Source organism: Shewanella sp. TC10 (assembly GCF_009663145.1).
GTDB lineage: Bacteria > Pseudomonadota > Gammaproteobacteria > Enterobacterales > Shewanellaceae > Shewanella.
Window position 1 is genome coordinate 1 of the sequence record NZ_VKHR01000038.1, and the last position, 17139, is coordinate 17139.

The following is a 17139-nucleotide window of genomic DNA, read 5'->3' on the forward strand; positions in this document are numbered from 1 at the left end:
CAAAAAATAGTAATAAAAAAGGCTACACGAATGYAGCCTTTTTTATTACTATTTTTTGACAGTCACTAGTAACTAAACTCAAGCTTATGTAAGCTTAAGGGATCATCATTAGATGCATCCTCAACGCAAGACACCGCATCATTAAGACATATTGTTATAAAGATCGTGCGCTATGCGAATTAACCAGATTGAACTGTGTTGACTAATTGTCGACACGGGGTGCTTTTGTTTTTAAAGGAGACATAAGACATTATGAATACCGTCCCTATGACGATTATTGGAGCCGAGCAGCTTCGTAAAGAATTAGATGAGTTAAAATTTGAGCGTCGTCCACTAATCACTTCAGCCATTGCTGAAGCACGTGAATTAGGCGATTTAAAAGAAAATGCTGAATATCATGCAGCACGTGAAGAACAAGGTATTTGTGAAGCACGTATCCGTGATATTGAAGGTAAGCTTTCAAATGCTCAAATCATTGATGTCACGACTATGGCTAATAGTGGCCGTGTTATCTTTGGCACGACAGTAACAATCTTAAATGTTGATACTGAAGCTGAATCGACTTACCGCATTGTTGGTGACGATGAAGCGAACATCAAAGAGAACTTAATTTCAGTTAATTCTCCTATTGCTCGCGGCTTGATTGGTAAAAGTATCGATGACGAAGTCGCTATCACGACTCCTGGCGGCACTGCAGAGTATGAAATTACTGCGGTTGAATATATCTAGTCGCAATTAATATCAATATTAATTACTACTTAAGATTGATATTTTATAGTTATAAAAAAACCACTGCATGGCAGTGGTTTTTTTAGGTCAGAATGAACATTTGAATCGTATTGACTGCAAGATGAACACTAGACCTTAAGTTGTTTGACGAAATTATTTTGCTTTTGGAATGGCAACTTTCATTTCAGCAGACTGACGGAAAATAACTAAGGTGTGTCCGATAAGCTGTACTTTGGTTGATTGTGTTTCGCGAATAATCGCGTCAACGACAGCATTTTTAAGCTCTCTATCAGAAGAGCCTACTTTCACTTTTATTAGTTCATGATGAGTGAGTGCACTATCAATTTCAGCCAGCACACCTTCGGTCAAACCATTAGCACCAAGCAGCACTACTGGCTTTAAGTTATGCGCCAGGCCTTTTAAATGCTGTTTTTGTTTGGTTGTTAAGTTCATTTGTACCAACTTTTTGAATGTTACTGTTGAAAAACGGCTATTCTACCCTTATATAAGCTTTATGTAACTCCAAATCGTTACGGAATTTAAATGGCAACGAAAAAACGTTCGGCTAGTTCAAGTCGATGGATGCAAGAACATTTTGACGATCACTACGTTAAACTGTCTCAAAAGCGAGGTTTACGTTCTCGTGCAGCATTTAAGTTGGAAGAAATCCAACAGAAAGATAAACTAATAAAACAAGGCATGACCGTTGTTGATTTAGGCGCTGCGCCTGGTGGATGGTCACAAATTGCTGTTAAATTGGTTGGAGAAAAAGGCAAGTTGGTAGCATGTGATATTTTACCAATGGATCCGATCGTGGGAGTCGACTTTTTACAAGGCGATTTCCGCGAAGAGAAAGTACTTGATGCTTTACTTGACCGTGTAGGTGAGGATAAAGTGGATGTAGTGCTTTCAGATATGGCGCCAAATATGAGTGGTTCAGATGGTGTGGACCAACCTAGGGCGATGTATCTCGTAGAATTAGCATTAGATATGTGTCATCAAGTTTTGGCACCTAATGGTAGTTTTGCTGTTAAAGTCTTTCAGGGGGAGGGCTTTGACGAATACATGAAAGCGGTTCGACAAGCTTTCACTACAGTTAAAACACGAAAACCAGATTCATCGCGACCACGTTCACGTGAAGTGTATATAGTGGCGACTGGTTACAAGTTATAGTAGTCTAACGATTAATTATCGTGGGTCTTCAAGAGGTCTAGAAATTTGAGTGACATGGCAAAAAATTTAATTCTCTGGGTTGTCATCGCCGTTGTGCTGATGTCAGTTTTTCAGGGTTACTCCCCCTCTTCTTCGTCATCGCAGAAGATGGACTATTCCGTATTTTTAGATAGCGTCCGAAACGGCAATATCAATTCGGTTGAAATCAAAAGTGACCAACGAACTATTGAAGGAATCAAACGTTCTGGAGAGAAGTTCACCACTATTATGCCAATGTATGACCAAGATTTAATTAATGATCTTGATCGTAAAGGGATTTCAATGAAAGGGCAGGAAGCAGAAGAGTCTAGCTTCTTAACCCAAATATTTATCTCTTGGTTCCCAATGCTACTGCTTATTGGTGTATGGATATTCTTCATGCGTCAAATGCAAGGCGGTGGTGGTAAAGGCGCAATGTCATTTGGTAAGAGTAAAGCCAAATTGATGAGCGAAGACCAAATTAAAACCACTTTTGCTGATGTTGCTGGTTGTGATGAAGCAAAAGAAGACGTTAAAGAATTAGTTGATTACCTAAAAGAGCCAACTCGATTCCAAAAACTAGGTGGTCGTATTCCTACTGGTGTTTTGCTTGTTGGCCCACCGGGTACTGGTAAAACTTTGATCGCCAAAGCAATTGCCGGTGAAGCAAAAGTACCGTTCTTTACTATTTCTGGTTCTGACTTTGTTGAAATGTTTGTTGGTGTTGGTGCATCTCGTGTACGTGACATGTTTGAACAAGCTAAAAAGTCTGCACCATGTATCATCTTTATCGATGAAATCGATGCTGTTGGTCGTCAACGTGGCGCTGGTGTTGGTGGTGGTCACGATGAACGTGAGCAAACATTGAACCAAATGCTGGTTGAGATGGATGGTTTCGAAGGTAATGAAGGCGTTATTGTCATTGCTGCGACAAACAGACCTGACGTGTTAGATGCTGCATTACTTCGTCCAGGGCGTTTTGACCGTCAAGTCGTTGTTGGCTTACCAGACGTTCGTGGTCGTGAACAAATTCTTAAAGTGCACATGCGCAAAGTACCATTAGGTGACGGTGTTAAAGCCAGCGTTATTGCGCGTGGTACGCCAGGCTTCTCTGGTGCAGACTTAGCTAACTTAGTTAACGAAGCTGCTTTGTTTGCTGCTCGTGGTAACCGCCGCGTAGTAGGAATGGAAGAGTTTGAAAGTGCAAAAGATAAAATCATGATGGGTGCTGAGCGCCGTACTATGGTTATGTCTGAGGAAGAAAAAGAAATGACGGCTTACCATGAAGCTGGTCATGCGATTGTGGGTTGTTTGGTGCCAGAGCACGATCCAGTTCATAAGGTTACTATTATTCCTCGTGGCCGCGCTTTAGGTGTGACGTTCTTCTTACCAGAAGCTGATGCGATTAGCCAAAGTCGACGTAAACTTGAAAGCCAAATTTCAGTTGCCTATGGCGGTCGTTTAGCCGAAGAATTGATTTACGGTGGCGAGAAAGTATCTACTGGTGCATCACAAGACATTAAGTATGCTACATCGATTGCACGTAACATGGTTACGCAATGGGGCTTCTCTGAAAAATTAGGTCCTGTTTTATATGCTGAAGATGAAGGCGAAGTATTCTTAGGCCGTAGCATGGCGAAGTCTAAGAATATGTCTGATGAAACAGCAGGCATGATTGATCAAGAAGTGAAGCACTTAATCGATAGTAACTATGAGCGTGCTAATAAATTCTTGACTGAAAACATGGATATTCTGCACTCAATGAAAGATGCATTGATGAAGTATGAAACCATTGATTCAGAGCAAATTGATGACCTAATGAATCGTCGTGAAGTTCGTCAACCTGCAGATTGGCAAGCTGATGACTCTATGGATGATCAAGATAAAGGTACACCAGTGACTCCTGAAGCAAAATCAACTGAGGAAAGCTCAGAAGAACCTTCAGCTGACAAGCCAGATGTCGAACCTAAAACGGATGAATCGCCAGCTAAATAAGTGGCTGATTTTAAAGTTTGAAAAAACCCCGAAAGGGGTTTTTTTATATTTGTTGAACTAGTGTCATATTTAAGTCATATTTCTATAGAGATACTTTTTAAAAGATCTATTTAAGTGAGGTTGTGTGTTTCAAATTAAGTCTGGTGATAAAACGTTATCATTAACTAGTCCTGTCGTTATGGCCATTATTAATGTCACTCCAGATTCTTTCTCTGATGGTGGTCAACATGCAACTGTCGAGCAAGCTTGTGCCCATGTAGATAAAGTCATAGCTGAAGGTGCACTCATCGTCGATATCGGTGGAGAGTCGACAAGGCCGGGGGCCGATGCTGTATCTGTTGAACAAGAGTTAGCCCGTGTTATTCCAGTGATCGAGTATGTGGCCAAACATCATGATGTTTGGATTTCTATCGACACCAGTAAACCTGAGGTCATGGAAAAAGCTGTCGCTGCAGGAGCTCACATTATTAATGATGTGCGCGCACTACAAGAACCAGGCGCGGTTGCGATGGCAACGAGTTTAGATGTCCCTGTGTGTCTAATGCATATGCAAGGGCAGCCCCAAAACATGCAAGATGCTCCGCAATATAACGATGTGATGCAGCAAGTGAGTGAGTTTTTAGAGCTGCGAGTTGATTATTGCTTAGCAGCAGGTATGCCCCGCGAAAATATTATTTTAGATCCTGGCTTTGGCTTTGGTAAAACCTTGGAACATAACTATCAATTACTGGCAAAACTGCCTGAGCTTCATAGCCTGCATTTACCAGTACTTGTTGGCTTATCAAGAAAAAGCATGATTGGTGATTTATTGCAGCGTGATGTTGATGAACGTTTAGCGGGGAGTTTAGCTGGAGCAATGATCGCGGCTCAGCAAGGGGCACAAATATTACGTGTTCATGATGTAAAGGAAACGGTAGATGTATTGACGGTAATGTCAGCAACTATGGCGAGTTTACATCAGTAATTGGTCGTTTAAGAGTCTGCTATTTTAACGGATAGAATTAGTGTGAATTCACTTAATGTGAGGTACTAATGCAGGACCATAATCAACAAGATAAAAAGCAACAAGATAAAGAACAGCAACAAAGAAACCTGTTTGGCACCGATGGTATAAGGGGTAAAGTCGGTGCAGGATTAATGACACCAGAGCTTGCGTTAAAGCTAGGTTGGGCTGCTGGTCGTGTCCTTTCACGCAGTGGCACTCAAAAAGTCATCATAGGAAAAGATACCCGTATTTCTGGGTATCTTTTTGAATCAGCGCTGGAAGCGGGGTTATCAGCAGCAGGGCTGAATGTATTACTTGTTGGCCCAATGCCAACACCGGCCATTGCATATCTCACTCGTACCTTTAGGGCTGAAGCTGGGATTGTCATCAGTGCATCACATAACCCATATTACGATAACGGCATTAAATTCTTTTCAGCTGACGGTAGTAAGCTTGATGACCAACTTGAGCTTGAAATAGAAAATGAACTGACTAAGCAGCTGGTTTGTGTTGAGTCTCACCAACTGGGTAAGGCGGCAAGAATTGACGATGCTGCAGGTCGGTATATTGAATACTGTAAAGGTCACTTTCCTGCAGAGCTGACGCTAAATGGGTTAAAGCTGGTTGTCGACTGTGCCCATGGCGCTACTTACCATATTGCTCCTAGTGTGTTCAAAGAGTTAGGCGCTGAGGTAATTACCATTGGTGATAAACCTAATGGTTTAAACATAAATGAGAATGTAGGCGCTACATCGATGCAAGCAATTTGTACTGAAGTGATAAAACATCAGGCGCATGTTGGCATTGCATTAGATGGTGATGGCGATCGGATAATGATGGTTGATCATCAAGGGAATGTAATTGATGGTGACCAAATATTGTATATTCTTGCTTGTGATGCGATGTGTAAAAATGAACTCAAAGGCGGTGTTGTCGGCACATTAATGTCAAACCTCGGTTTGGAGTTGGCTCTTGCAGAGTTGAATGTTCCTTTTGTGCGTTCAAACGTTGGCGACCGTTATGTTATGGAGCTTATGCGACAACATGATTGGCGTATCGGCGGTGAAAACTCAGGGCACATTTTAAATTTAGATCATGGCACAACAGGTGATGGTATCGTTGCTGGTATTTTAGTCCTTGCTGCAATGCAAAATCAGCAAAAATCATTGGCGGCTTTAGTTAAACCATTATCTATGTTGCCGCAAATTTTGGTTAATGTTCGATTTGAAGGAGATTCTAACCCTTTGACATCAACAACTGTTCAATCAGTAAAACAGGAAGTCGAATCTAAACTGGGTAAAACAGGCCGTGTGTTACTCAGAAAATCGGGAACTGAACCTTTAATTAGGGTAATGGTAGAAGGGCAAGACATAGACCTTGTCACAACCTTTGCTAATCAGATCGCAGATGTGGTTAAAAAGGTAGGTTTGTAACAAAGTTGAATATACAATCAACTGCAGTTTTATTTAATATTTGGTTATTTATTAATATCTAAAGTCAGCGCGTAAAAAAGCAACATTCTGTCATCTTATGACAAATATTCCTGACTTAGCTATTGTAACTTGTTTGGCGGTTCGTTATTATTCACGCCGCTTTCAAAGGAGACAGTAATGGCACTCAGACGTCCTATGGTAGCTGGCAACTGGAAAATGAATGGCAGTGCGCCTCTAGCGCAAGAGTTATTCAGCAAGTTTGCTACAAAGCTCCAAAATGATTCTGCAGAAGTAGTTTTATGTCCACCTTCAATTTATCTTGAAAGTGTTAGGCAGCTACTTGAAGCAAATAAGCAAACCTTAGATGGTGCGCTTGTAAGAATGGGCGCACAGAACCTGAGTCAACATGACTTTGGTGCCTATACTGGTGAAATTTCCGGTAAAATGCTAAAAGATTCAGGATGTCGATATGTAATTATCGGCCATTCCGAGCGTCGTCGTATGTACGGCGAAACAAGTAATATCGTTGCAGAGAAATTCGCTGCAGCACAAAAACATGGTTTAACGCCGATTCTTTGCGTTGGTGAATCAGGTCCAGCTCGTGAAGCAAGAAGAACTTTTGAAGTTATTGCTGAAGAGTTAGACATTGTGATCGAAAAGAATGGCACCATGGCTTTTGATAATGCCATCATCGCTTACGAACCATTATGGGCAGTAGGCACTGGCAAAAGCGCCACTCCAGAGCAAGCGCAAGAAGTTCACGCGTTTATTCGTAACAGACTCTCTGAAGTGTCTCCATTTATTGGAGAAAATATTCGCATTTTATATGGTGGTAGTGTGACTCCATCAAATGCAGCAGATATATTTGCCCAGCCTGATGTAGATGGTGGATTGATTGGCGGAGCTAGCTTAAACTCTAGCGAGTTTTTAAGTTTATGTTCCATAGCGATGAGCGCATAAGATTATGTATGAAGTTTTAATTGTAGTTTACTTGGTTGTAGCAATTGGTCTTGTAGGACTGATTTTAATTCAACAAGGTAAAGGAGCTGACATGGGGTCTTCTTTTGGTGCTGGTGCATCAGGGACGCTATTCGGTTCAGACGGTGCAGGTAATTTCTTGACCCGAAGCACAGCTGTTTTTGCAATTGCATTTTTCGCTTTAAGTCTTACTTTAGGTAACTTAAGTGCGAATCATTCAAAACAGGATGATGCATGGAACGATTTAGGTTCTGCAGTAGAGCAAGTTGAACAAGCTCCTACTCAGGCTGAAACATCAGAGACTAAAATCCCTGATTAATTTGCCTCTTTAATAGAAGCAAATGAAGTAAGACCACAGTCATAGAGTTATCTTAATTTCCTCAATTAAATATGATAACGACTGTAAAAATTTAGTAGTAAGCGGATGTGGCGGAATTGGTAGACGCGCCAGCTTGAGGGGTTGGTGACTTAGGTCGTGTGGGTTCAAGTCCCACCATCCGCACCACTAAATTTTATTAATCATTTTGAAGTTAAATTGATTAATTATTGCAAGCAAAGACGTAAGTTAATATAATTGCGCAAGTTGTCGCGGGGTGGAGCAGTTTGGTAGCTCGTCGGGCTCATAACCCGAAGGTCGTCGGTTCAAATCCGGCCCCCGCAACCAGCTTATTGTTTTTACTTATTTGCAGTACTGCAATGTAAATACAATTAAAAGGTTCTATATTTAAGACCTCGTTATTACGGGGTTTTCTGTTATATGGAGCTTAGTAACTCCGTGATTTTACGGACTTTTCGGGGGCTATTTGCCCTTTTTTTCGTTTTTGGGGGTCATTTTTGGCAACATTAGAAACTAAACTGACAGAAATGCTGACAGTACCTGTTGAAGCGTTAGGTTTTCAACTTTGGGGTATTGAGTTTGTCCATGCAGGGCGTCATTCAATATTACGTGTATTTATTGATGGTGAAAGTGGGATCAATATTGAAGATTGTGCTGAAGCCAGCCGCCAAGTTAGTGCTGTTCTAGATGTTGAAGACCCAATCTCGACAGAATACACACTAGAAGTTTCATCGCCAGGTGTAGATAGACCATTATTTACGGCTGAGCAATACGCTGCTTATATCGGCGAAGATGCAAAAGTACAGTTAACGATGCCTGTTGCAGGGAGTCGTAATTTAAAAGGTGCTATCACGGCAATCGAAGGGCAAATGCTAACGATTACCGTAGATGGTGAAGATTTGATTGTGGCTTTAGATAATGTCCGTAAAGGCAACGTTATTGCAAAGTTTTGATAGTTTCAAGGTGAACGAGGCAACACAATGAATAAAGAGATTCTGCTAGTCGCAGAGGCGGTATCCAATGAAAAAGCCGTCCCACGCGAAAAAATATTCGAAGCGCTAGAAATTGCTCTAGCCACAGCAACAAAGAAAAAATACGAAGGCGAAATTGAAGTTCGCGTAGCAATCGACCGTAAAACTGGCCACTACGACACTTTCCGTCGTTGGATGGTCGTCGATGATCAAGGCGAAGCTTTAGAAAATCCGTACAGTGAAATTACGCTTGAAGCTGCTCAATTTGAAAACCCAGAAATTCAACCTGGCGAGTTCATCGAAGACGAAATCGATTCAGTCGTTTTTGACCGTATTACGACTCAAACTGCCAAGCAAGTTATCGTACAAAAAGTACGTGAAGCTGAACGTGCTCAAATCGTAGAACAGTTCATCGAACGTGAAGGTGAGATTGTTACTGGTGTTGTTAAGAAAAGCACCCGCGAAAGTGTTGTTGTTGATTTAGGTAATAACGCTGATGGTGTTATTTATAAAGAAGACATCATTAGCCGTGAATCATTCCGCCCAGGTGACCGTGTTCGTGCATTACTTTATGCCGTTCGTCCTGAAGCGAAAGGTGCTCAGTTATTTTTGACTCGAAGCAAGCCTGAAATGATCATCGAATTGTTCAGAGTAGAAGTACCTGAAATTTTAGATGAAATGATTGAAATCATGGGCGCAGCTCGTGATCCAGGTGCTCGCGCTAAAATCGCTGTGAAAACTAACGATAAGCGTATTGACCCAATCGGTGCTTGTGTTGGTATGCGTGGTGCACGTGTACAAGCTGTATCTAACGAGTTAAGTGGTGAGCGTGTGGATATCGTAATGTGGGATGACAATCCAGCACAGTACGTAATTAACGCAATGGCTCCTGCTGATGTTGCTTCTATCATCGTTGATGAAGACAACCACTCAATGGATATTGCTGTTGAAGCGGACAGCTTAGCTCAAGCCATTGGCCGTAATGGTCAAAACGTTCGTTTAGCAACTCAGTTAACTGGCTGGGAATTAAACGTAATGACGGTTGAAGAGCTTAATGCGAAGCATCAAGCTGAAAGCGCTAAAGTAGTTAACTTATTTGTTGAAACTTTAGACGTAGATGAAGATTTCGCGACTGTTCTAGCAGAAGAAGGTTTTACTTCGTTAGAAGAGATTGCATATGTACCAGAAGCAGAACTGTTAGAAGTTGACGGTTTTGATGAAGATATTGTTGCTGCATTGCGCGAACGTGCAAAAGCGGCGATTTCGACTAGAGCATTAGCGACAGAAGAAGCACTTGATGGTGCTGAACCTGCAGCTGACTTATTAGCGTTAGATGGTTTAGAAAAGCATTTAGCATATGTTCTTGCAAGTAAAGGTGTGTCGACCTTAGAAGACTTAGCAGAACAAGGTATTGACGATTTAATCGATATTGAAGAATTGACAGAAGAAAAAGCAGGTGAGCTCATCATGGCTGCCCGTAATATCTGTTGGTTTGGCGAAGAAGCATAAGTCGATCAACAGGGGGATTTAATTGATGGCAGATACAAGTATAGATAAATTGGCCGCGGAAGTGGGCAAGAATGTAGACAGACTGATTCAACAGTTTGCCGAAGCAGGAATTAAGAAAAGTAAAACTGACAGCGTTTCTGAAACAGAGAAACAAACTTTGCTAGATCACTTGAAGAAGCAACACGGTGCGGATAAAGAGCCTCAAAAAATGACGCTGCAACGCAAAACTGTTTCTACTTTAAGTGTTAATGCAGGTGGCGGACAATCTAAAGACGTTAAAGTTGAAGTACGTAAGAAGCGTACTTTCGTTAAACGTGATGAAAGTGAGTTAGCCGCAGAAGCTGAGCAGCAAGCTAAACAGCAACAAGAAGCAGAAGCAGCGGCGAAAGCTGCAGCAGAAGCAAAAGCTGCTGAAGACAAAGCTAAAGCTGAAGCCAAGGCTAAAGCGGACGCAGAAGCAAAAGCGAAAAAAGAAGCCGATGCGAAAGCAAAAGCTGAAGCTAAGCCTGCTAAAGCAGAAGACCCAGAGTCTGCTGCTGCAAAAGCTGAAGCTGACCGCATTAAAACTGCGCAAGAAGAAGCAATGACTAAAAAGCAGAAAGAAGAAGCTGCACAAGCTGCTGAAACTGCTCGTAAGCTTGCAGAAGAAAACTCAAAGCGTTGGGCTGAAGAAGAACGCCAACGTATTGAAGCTGAGAAAAACAGTGATCACCATATCACAACTTCAAAAGCGGCTCGTGCTGCTGAAGATACCTCAGATGCTGCTGAAGAGAAACGTGGACGTCGTACTCGCAATAAAAATGCGAATAAGAAACGTGGTGGCAAAGGCGGTCGTGATAACCGTTCTAGAGGCGCACGTAATCAAAGCACGGCTCCAGAATCAATGGCACATGGCTTTAACAAGCCAGTTGCAGTAGTTAAAGGTGAAATCCGTATTGGTGAAACCGTTTCTGTTGCAGAACTTGCTTCACGTATGTCTATTAAAGCTACTGAAATCATCAAACAAATGATGAAGATGGGCTCAATGGTTACGATTAACCAAATTTTGGACCAAGAAACAGCGCAAATGGTTGCTGAAGAAATGGGTCATAAAGTGGTTCTACTTCGTGAGAACGAATTAGAGCATCAAGTACTTGGTGATCGTGATGAAGATGATGTTGTACTAGAGAATCGTGCTCCAGTTGTTACTATTATGGGTCACGTTGACCATGGTAAAACATCATTACTTGATTATATTCGTCGTGCAAAAGTTGCTGATGGTGAAGCGGGTGGTATTACCCAGCACATCGGTGCATACCACGTTGAAACAGATAACGGCATGATCACTTTCTTAGATACTCCTGGTCACGCGGCGTTTACGTCAATGCGTGCTCGTGGTGCTAAGGCTACCGATATTGTTGTGTTGGTTGTTGCTGCAGATGATGGCGCTATGCCACAAACGATTGAAGCAATCCAACATGCTAAAGCGGGTAACGTTCCGTTAATTATCGCAGTTAACAAAATGGATAAGCCAGAGGCTGATCCTGAGCGTGTTAAGAGTGAACTAGCTCAACATGGTGTGATGTCTGAAGATTGGGGCGGCGAACATATGTTCGTAAACGTTTCAGCTAAAGCGGGTACCGGTATTGATGAGTTACTTGAAGGCATTCTTTTACAAGCTGAAGTTTTAGAGCTTCAAGCTGTTCGTGAAGGTATGGCTGCTGGTGTCGTGATTGAATCTAAATTGGATAAAGGTCGTGGCCCAGTTGCTACAGTGCTTGTTCAAGAAGGTACTTTACGCCAAGGTGATATCGTTCTTTGTGGTCTTGAGTACGGTAAAATCCGTGCGATGAAAGATGAGAATGGTAAGAGCATCACTGAAGCAGGTCCTTCAATTCCAGTTGAGATCTTAGGTCTATCTGGTGTGCCATCAGCGGGTGATGAAGCGACTGTTGTACGTGATGAGCGTAAAGCGCGTGAAGTTGCACTTTACCGTCAAGGTAAATTCCGTGATGTTAAACTAGCACGTCAGCAGAAGTCTAAACTTGAGAACATGTTTGCCAACATGACTGAAGGCGAAGTACAAGAGCTTAACATTGTACTTAAAGCAGACGTTCAAGGTTCACTTGAAGCAATTTGTGATTCATTAACTAAACTGTCTACTGATGAAGTTAAAGTTAGCATTATTGCTCGTGGCGTTGGTGCATTAACTGAAACTGATGCAACACTTGCTGCTGCATCAAATGCAATCATGGTTGGTTTCAACGTCCGTGCTGATGCACAAGCACGTAAGACGATTGAAGCTGAAAGTGTTGATTTACGCTACTACAGCGTTATCTACGACTTGATTGATGAAGTTAAAGCGGCAATGACGGGCATGCTTGCTCCTGAATTCAAGCAACAAATCATTGGTCTTGCTGAAGTACGTGATGTATTTAAGTCGCCTAAGATTGGTGCTATTGCGGGTTGTATGGTGACTGAAGGAACTATCAAACGCAGTGCTCCTATTCGTGTTCTACGTGAAAACGTGGTTATTTACGAAGGTGAACTTGAATCGCTACGTCGATTCAAAGATGACGTTAACGATGTTCGTAACGGCATGGAATGTGGTATCGGTGTGAAGAACTACAATGACGTCAAAGTTGGCGATCAGATTGAGGTCTTCGAGACGGTCGAAGTGGCCAGAACGCTGTAACACAGAAAGGGCGGCGTTAGCCGCCTTTTTTATTTATATAAAGCTATAAGGTATTAATGTTATGGCAAAAGAATTTAGTCGTACACGACGTATTGCTCAGCAACTCCAACAAGAGTTAGCGATGATTTTACAGCGTGATATGAAAGATCCACGCATTGGCTTCGTGACAGTAAACGATGTTGATGTGTCTCGCGATTTAAGCTTTGCGAAAGTTTTTGTGACTTTCTTCGAAGAAGATCAAGAGTTAGTCGATCAAAAAATTGAAGCGCTTACCGCTGCTTCACCTTATGTAAGAACACTCGTTGCAAGCAGAATGAAATTGCGCGTTATGCCTGAGCTTCGATTTGTCTATGACAGCTCGCTTGTAGAAGGTATGCGCATGTCTAACCTTGTTAGCCAAGTGATTACACAAGATAAAGCAAAGCAAGACAAAGCGAGAAATGAAGAGTTTGGCTCTGAAGAGGCTGATGCTTCTGAAGAAAAAACTGAGGATAAAGATTAATGGCTCGTCGTCGCAAAGGTCGTTTTATTAATGGCATTGTACTTTTAGATAAGGGTACTGGCATCAGTTCAAACCATGCTTTGCAACGGGTCAAACGTCTTTATAATGCGAATAAAGCGGGTCACACAGGTGCTTTAGACCCTCTAGCAACAGGTATGCTGCCAGTTTGTTTAGGTGAAGCGACTAAGTTCTCACAACATCTTCTAGACGCTGACAAACGTTATTTGGTAACGGCTAAGTTAGGTGAACGAACTGACACCAGTGATTCAGACGGCGAAGTTGTCCAAATTAGACCCGTCAAGTTTGAACAAAAGCTGTTAGAGGACTCATTAGAGCATTTTCGTGGTGATACCATGCAAGTGCCTTCGATGTTTTCAGCGTTAAAGCATCAAGGACAGCCGCTATATAAGTATGCACGTGAAGGGATTGAAGTTCCTCGCGAAGCAAGACCGATAACTGTTTTCGAACTGTTATTTGTGAGCCTTGAAGGTGATGACTTAACTCTTGATATTCATTGCTCTAAAGGTACGTATATTCGCACTATCATCGATGATTTAGGCGAAATGCTGGGTTGTGGCGCACATGTCACCATGCTTAGACGTACTCAAGTTGCTGAATATCCTTATACCAAAATGGTCACCCTTGAACAGTTAACAGAGCTTGCTGAAGGAACGGATAAAGAAGACGAATCTTCTTTTGCCGTATTGGATGAGTTGTTACTGCCAATGGATACGGCTGTTGCTAACTTCCCAGAGGTCAATTTGCCTCTCGAAAGTGTGCAATACATCATGCAAGGTCAGCCAGTACAAGCATCAGGGCTAGAGCCAGGTGTATTAGTGCGGATGACATCTGGTGAAGAGCGTCAGTTTATCGGTATTGGTACCATGAACGATGATGGTTTACTTGCGCCAAAACGTTTGGTTGTCGACCATAGTGCTGAGTAGCTTAAGGCTTTTGTAGATGCAACTGCATTTTTTATTGCGATAGAGACTGAATATAGTTAGAATGTCGCCCCCTCTGGCTGAGTTAGTGATTGGCTAGAGTTAATTTAATTTTTTCTGGAGATAAATATGTCACTAAGTAATGAACAAAAAGCTGCTATCGTAGCTGAATATAGCCGTGGCGAAAACGACACTGGTTCTACTGAAGTACAAGTAGCTTTATTGACTGCACAGATTAACCATCTGCAAGGTCACTTCAAAGAGCACATCCATGATCACCATTCACGTCGTGGTCTATTACGTATGGTTAGCGCACGTCGTAAACTTACTGCTTACTTAAAGCGTAAAGACGTAGCTCGTTATACTGCTCTTATCCAGAAGTTAGGTTTACGTCGTTAATATCGACGTTTAATTTGAGCATGGTTTACTTGCTCAAATTCAAACCGTGAAAAAGGAGGCTTATGCCTCCTTTTTTATTGGGTGAAAATAATAAACTGCAATTGAATACTTAGAGTATTTCAGTTAGCTAGATTGGCTAAACGTGTTCTAACGGTATCGGCATTTCAACTAAGTATTTTGATTCAAACTCATCAAGAGGTAATGGCTTGCTGAAAAAGAATCCCTGACCAATTTGGCAGTTGTGTTGCTGTAGCCATTCAAGTTGTTCCTCATTCTCGATACCTTCAGCCACAATATCTAAATTCAATTGTTGTCCTAGCATTAGGATAGTAGATGCAATTGCGGCATCATGAGGTAAGTCGGAAACAAAGCCACGATCAATTTTCATGGTGGTTATAGGTAAATGTCGTAAATAAGATAACGATGAATAACCTGTTCCAAAATCATCTACAGCAATACCAAATCCCGCACTCTTTAGCTGTTCTAGTTTGGCAATGGCTTGGTCTACATCGTTCATTAAAGATGTTTCTGTTATTTCAATCTCGAGTAATTCAGGGCGAATTTGATAGCGTAAAGCCAATTGCTTAATGTCTGACACTAAACTGGCATCTGCAAATTGCTGTGAAGCGACATTCACTGCAATTGGAATAGCGTAGTTGTATTTCTTCTCCCACTCACGGATCACTTTACAGCTTTGCTCTATGACCCATCGACCAATTGGGATGATAATTCCGGTTTCTTCAGCAATGGGAATAAATGACATTGGCGATACAAGCTCGCCATTTTTTTGCCATCTGATAAGTGCTTCACAGCCAATAACTTGGTTAGTTCTTAAGTCTAGTTTAGGTTGGAAGTAGAGTAAGAACTCATTTTTTTTAAGTGCGTTATGCAGTGACGCTTCTGTTTTCAGTCTAACCGCTGCGTTCTCTGTCATTTGCTGTTTAAAGAATGCCCATTGATTTGAACCAGCAGCTTTGGCACTGTACATAGCAATATCGGCATGGCGAATTAAATCTTCTGCGCCAGGGCCGTCTTCTGGATAAATTGAAATCCCAATTGATGCTGCGGGGTGAATAGCATGTTCATTTAGCTGCACAGGTGCATTAAGGTGTTGCTGCAGACGAGCAACAAAGTCAGCAGCTTGATCTGGTGTTTCAATATCGTCAGCGACGATGACAAACTCATCACCACCTAATCGCGCTACGCTGCCTCGGTCTCCAACGACGGTTTCTAAAATTCGGGCAACACGAGCAAGGAATTGATCACCAATAGCATGGCCAAGTGAATCATTTACATTTTTGAAGCGGTCTAAATCAATAAACAATAATGCGAAATGCCTTTTGTGAACCCTTGCTCGCTGAATCGTCACATTAAGAGTTTCAAGCAGTAGCGTACGGTTAGGCAAGCTGGTTAAAGGATCCCGTGTCGCCATTTTTCGTAGTTTATTTTGAGTCTGGCTAAACTGTAATAAAATTTGATTAAATTTCGAGGTAACAAGACCTAGCTCATCGTCTTTGTGAGCCGTAGACATAGGTAAAAGGTTTTCATCAGGTAAATCGGGATCAATTTTATCAATAGCTTCACTGATCCTAGCAATGGGTTGGGTTAGGAACCGGTGGAAAACAATGGTTAACACTAATGTCAGTAGCAATGCACGAGCAAGTGTGGCAATAAAGCCTAATTGAAGTTGATTAAAAAGGTTATTGGTCATCTCTTGTGTATCGTAAAAGATGGTTAAGGTACCAATCAGTTGTTGTTTCTTATTACCTTCAAAATAAAATGGCCTGTATAAAGGGCGGGAGATTTCATTTAAATCATTGAATAAAAAGTGGCTCAAATTGTCATAGTTTTCTGAAAATTGCTTTGGTTTATTACTGGCTGTAACGAATAAGCTGCCATCATCAAGAGTGATTACCGCTGAGCTGATATTATCAATTTTGATAATGCCTTCGAGTGTTTGCTCGGTTTGTTTGTCATCTAGCGCCCAAACAGCATTAGATGCCGTTTGTTCAACGGAGTTAAGTAGTTCTTGTTGTGAGGCGGTAAGTTGCTGCTTAGTGGTAACGACAACCAATGCTATCTCCACGACAAAAATGGCGATAGCAAAAAACAAAGCAGTAAATACCACTAAGTTTGTTTGTTTCCATGTCAGAGACTTAAACCTTTGGGTCATTCAAACGATTCCATTTGTTTTAGTAAATATTTACAGCTTAGATGCGTGTCTGGTGCATTTATCATGTTGTACTCTATTAGAATTTGTTTTTATTTGGATACAACAACACCTAACTTTAGACAAAATAACATTAAAAGTCATTATTTATAGCTGTTACAAGTGATATCTATTCGGCATTTTTTATCAGAGAAAATGATGTTTATCATGCTTGGTTGTTGGTAGGTTATCTATTCAATCGCTGATTAGTCATTTTATCGGCTTATTGAAGATTAATTTTAATTATTTTTTAGTGGTATATTGCGATGCGCTTTAACTATTGTAA

General features: G+C 41.5%; 15 protein-coding genes and 2 tRNA genes. 15 read left to right on the forward strand and 2 right to left on the reverse strand.

Going from position 1 to position 17139, the window contains the following annotated elements:
• Window positions 1–252: 252 nt before the first annotated feature.
• Window positions 253–729, forward strand: coding sequence for a transcription elongation factor GreA (gene greA / locus FNZ24_RS13535; RefSeq protein WP_153915152.1), 477 nt, complete (start codon window positions 253–255; stop codon window positions 727–729).
• Window positions 730–882: 153 nt separating this feature from the next.
• On the opposite strand, the gene yhbY is transcribed toward greA, so the two are convergent.
• On the reverse strand, window positions 883–1182 hold the full coding sequence (gene yhbY / locus FNZ24_RS13540; RefSeq protein ID WP_153915154.1) for a ribosome assembly RNA-binding protein YhbY: 300 nt from the start codon (window positions 1180–1182) through the stop codon (window positions 883–885).
• A gap of 90 nt (window positions 1183–1272) precedes the next feature.
• Between yhbY and rlmE the strand changes: the two genes are divergently transcribed.
• The 14 genes from rlmE (at window position 1273) to rpsO (ending at window position 14644) form a co-directional block, all read left to right on the forward strand.
• Complete coding sequence (rlmE, locus tag FNZ24_RS13545) at window positions 1273–1902, forward strand: 23S rRNA (uridine(2552)-2'-O)-methyltransferase RlmE (RefSeq protein WP_102526889.1); 630 nt, start codon at window positions 1273–1275, stop codon at window positions 1900–1902.
• Between the two features lie 45 nt (window positions 1903–1947).
• Window positions 1948–3915 carry an ATP-dependent zinc metalloprotease FtsH gene (gene ftsH, locus FNZ24_RS13550; protein WP_153915156.1) on the forward strand — a complete coding sequence of 656 codons (1968 nt, stop codon included), beginning with the start codon at window positions 1948–1950 and terminating at the stop codon, window positions 3913–3915.
• 124 nt (window positions 3916–4039) lie between these two features.
• A complete protein-coding gene (gene folP / locus FNZ24_RS13555) occupies window positions 4040–4879 on the forward strand; it encodes a dihydropteroate synthase (RefSeq protein WP_153915158.1) in 840 nt (279 codons plus the stop codon).
• Window positions 4880–4947: 68 nt separating this feature from the next.
• Complete coding sequence (glmM, locus tag FNZ24_RS13560; RefSeq protein WP_153915160.1) at window positions 4948–6333, forward strand: phosphoglucosamine mutase; 1386 nt, start codon at window positions 4948–4950, stop codon at window positions 6331–6333.
• 177 nt (window positions 6334–6510) lie between these two features.
• Window positions 6511–7293 carry a triose-phosphate isomerase gene (gene tpiA / locus FNZ24_RS13565; protein WP_153915162.1) on the forward strand — a complete coding sequence of 261 codons (783 nt, stop codon included), beginning with the start codon at window positions 6511–6513 and terminating at the stop codon, window positions 7291–7293.
• Window positions 7294–7297: 4 nt separating this feature from the next.
• On the forward strand, window positions 7298–7630 hold the full coding sequence (secG, locus tag FNZ24_RS13570; protein ID WP_153915164.1) for a preprotein translocase subunit SecG: 333 nt from the start codon (window positions 7298–7300) through the stop codon (window positions 7628–7630).
• Between the two features lie 101 nt (window positions 7631–7731).
• Window positions 7732–7816: transfer RNA gene (locus FNZ24_RS13575), tRNA-Leu, on the forward strand.
• 82 nt (window positions 7817–7898) lie between these two features.
• Window positions 7899–7975, forward strand: a tRNA-Met gene (locus FNZ24_RS13580).
• A 170-nt stretch (window positions 7976–8145) separates the two neighbouring features.
• Complete coding sequence (gene rimP, locus FNZ24_RS13585; RefSeq protein WP_153915166.1) at window positions 8146–8601, forward strand: ribosome maturation factor RimP; 456 nt, start codon at window positions 8146–8148, stop codon at window positions 8599–8601.
• A 27-nt stretch (window positions 8602–8628) separates the two neighbouring features.
• Entirely contained in the window at window positions 8629–10128 is a 1500-nt protein-coding gene (gene nusA, locus FNZ24_RS13590) for a transcription termination factor NusA (protein ID WP_153915169.1), read from the forward strand.
• A 25-nt stretch (window positions 10129–10153) separates the two neighbouring features.
• Complete coding sequence (infB, locus tag FNZ24_RS13595; protein WP_153915171.1) at window positions 10154–12802, forward strand: translation initiation factor IF-2; 2649 nt, start codon at window positions 10154–10156, stop codon at window positions 12800–12802.
• Between the two features lie 61 nt (window positions 12803–12863).
• Complete coding sequence (gene rbfA / locus FNZ24_RS13600) at window positions 12864–13304, forward strand: 30S ribosome-binding factor RbfA (protein WP_153915173.1); 441 nt, start codon at window positions 12864–12866, stop codon at window positions 13302–13304.
• Complete coding sequence (gene truB, locus FNZ24_RS13605; protein WP_153915176.1) at window positions 13304–14248, forward strand: tRNA pseudouridine(55) synthase TruB; 945 nt, start codon at window positions 13304–13306, stop codon at window positions 14246–14248. Before rbfA ends, truB begins: the two co-directional genes overlap by 1 nt.
• Window positions 14249–14374: 126 nt before the next feature.
• Window positions 14375–14644, forward strand: a complete 270-nt coding sequence (gene rpsO / locus FNZ24_RS13610; RefSeq protein WP_055023715.1) for a 30S ribosomal protein S15 — start codon at window positions 14375–14377, stop codon at window positions 14642–14644.
• A gap of 136 nt (window positions 14645–14780) precedes the next feature.
• Here the strand turns inward: rpsO and FNZ24_RS13615 are convergent, their stop codons facing one another.
• A complete protein-coding gene (locus FNZ24_RS13615) occupies window positions 14781–16817 on the reverse strand; it encodes a putative bifunctional diguanylate cyclase/phosphodiesterase (protein WP_153915178.1) in 2037 nt (678 codons plus the stop codon).
• Window positions 16818–17139: the final 322 nt, after the last annotated feature.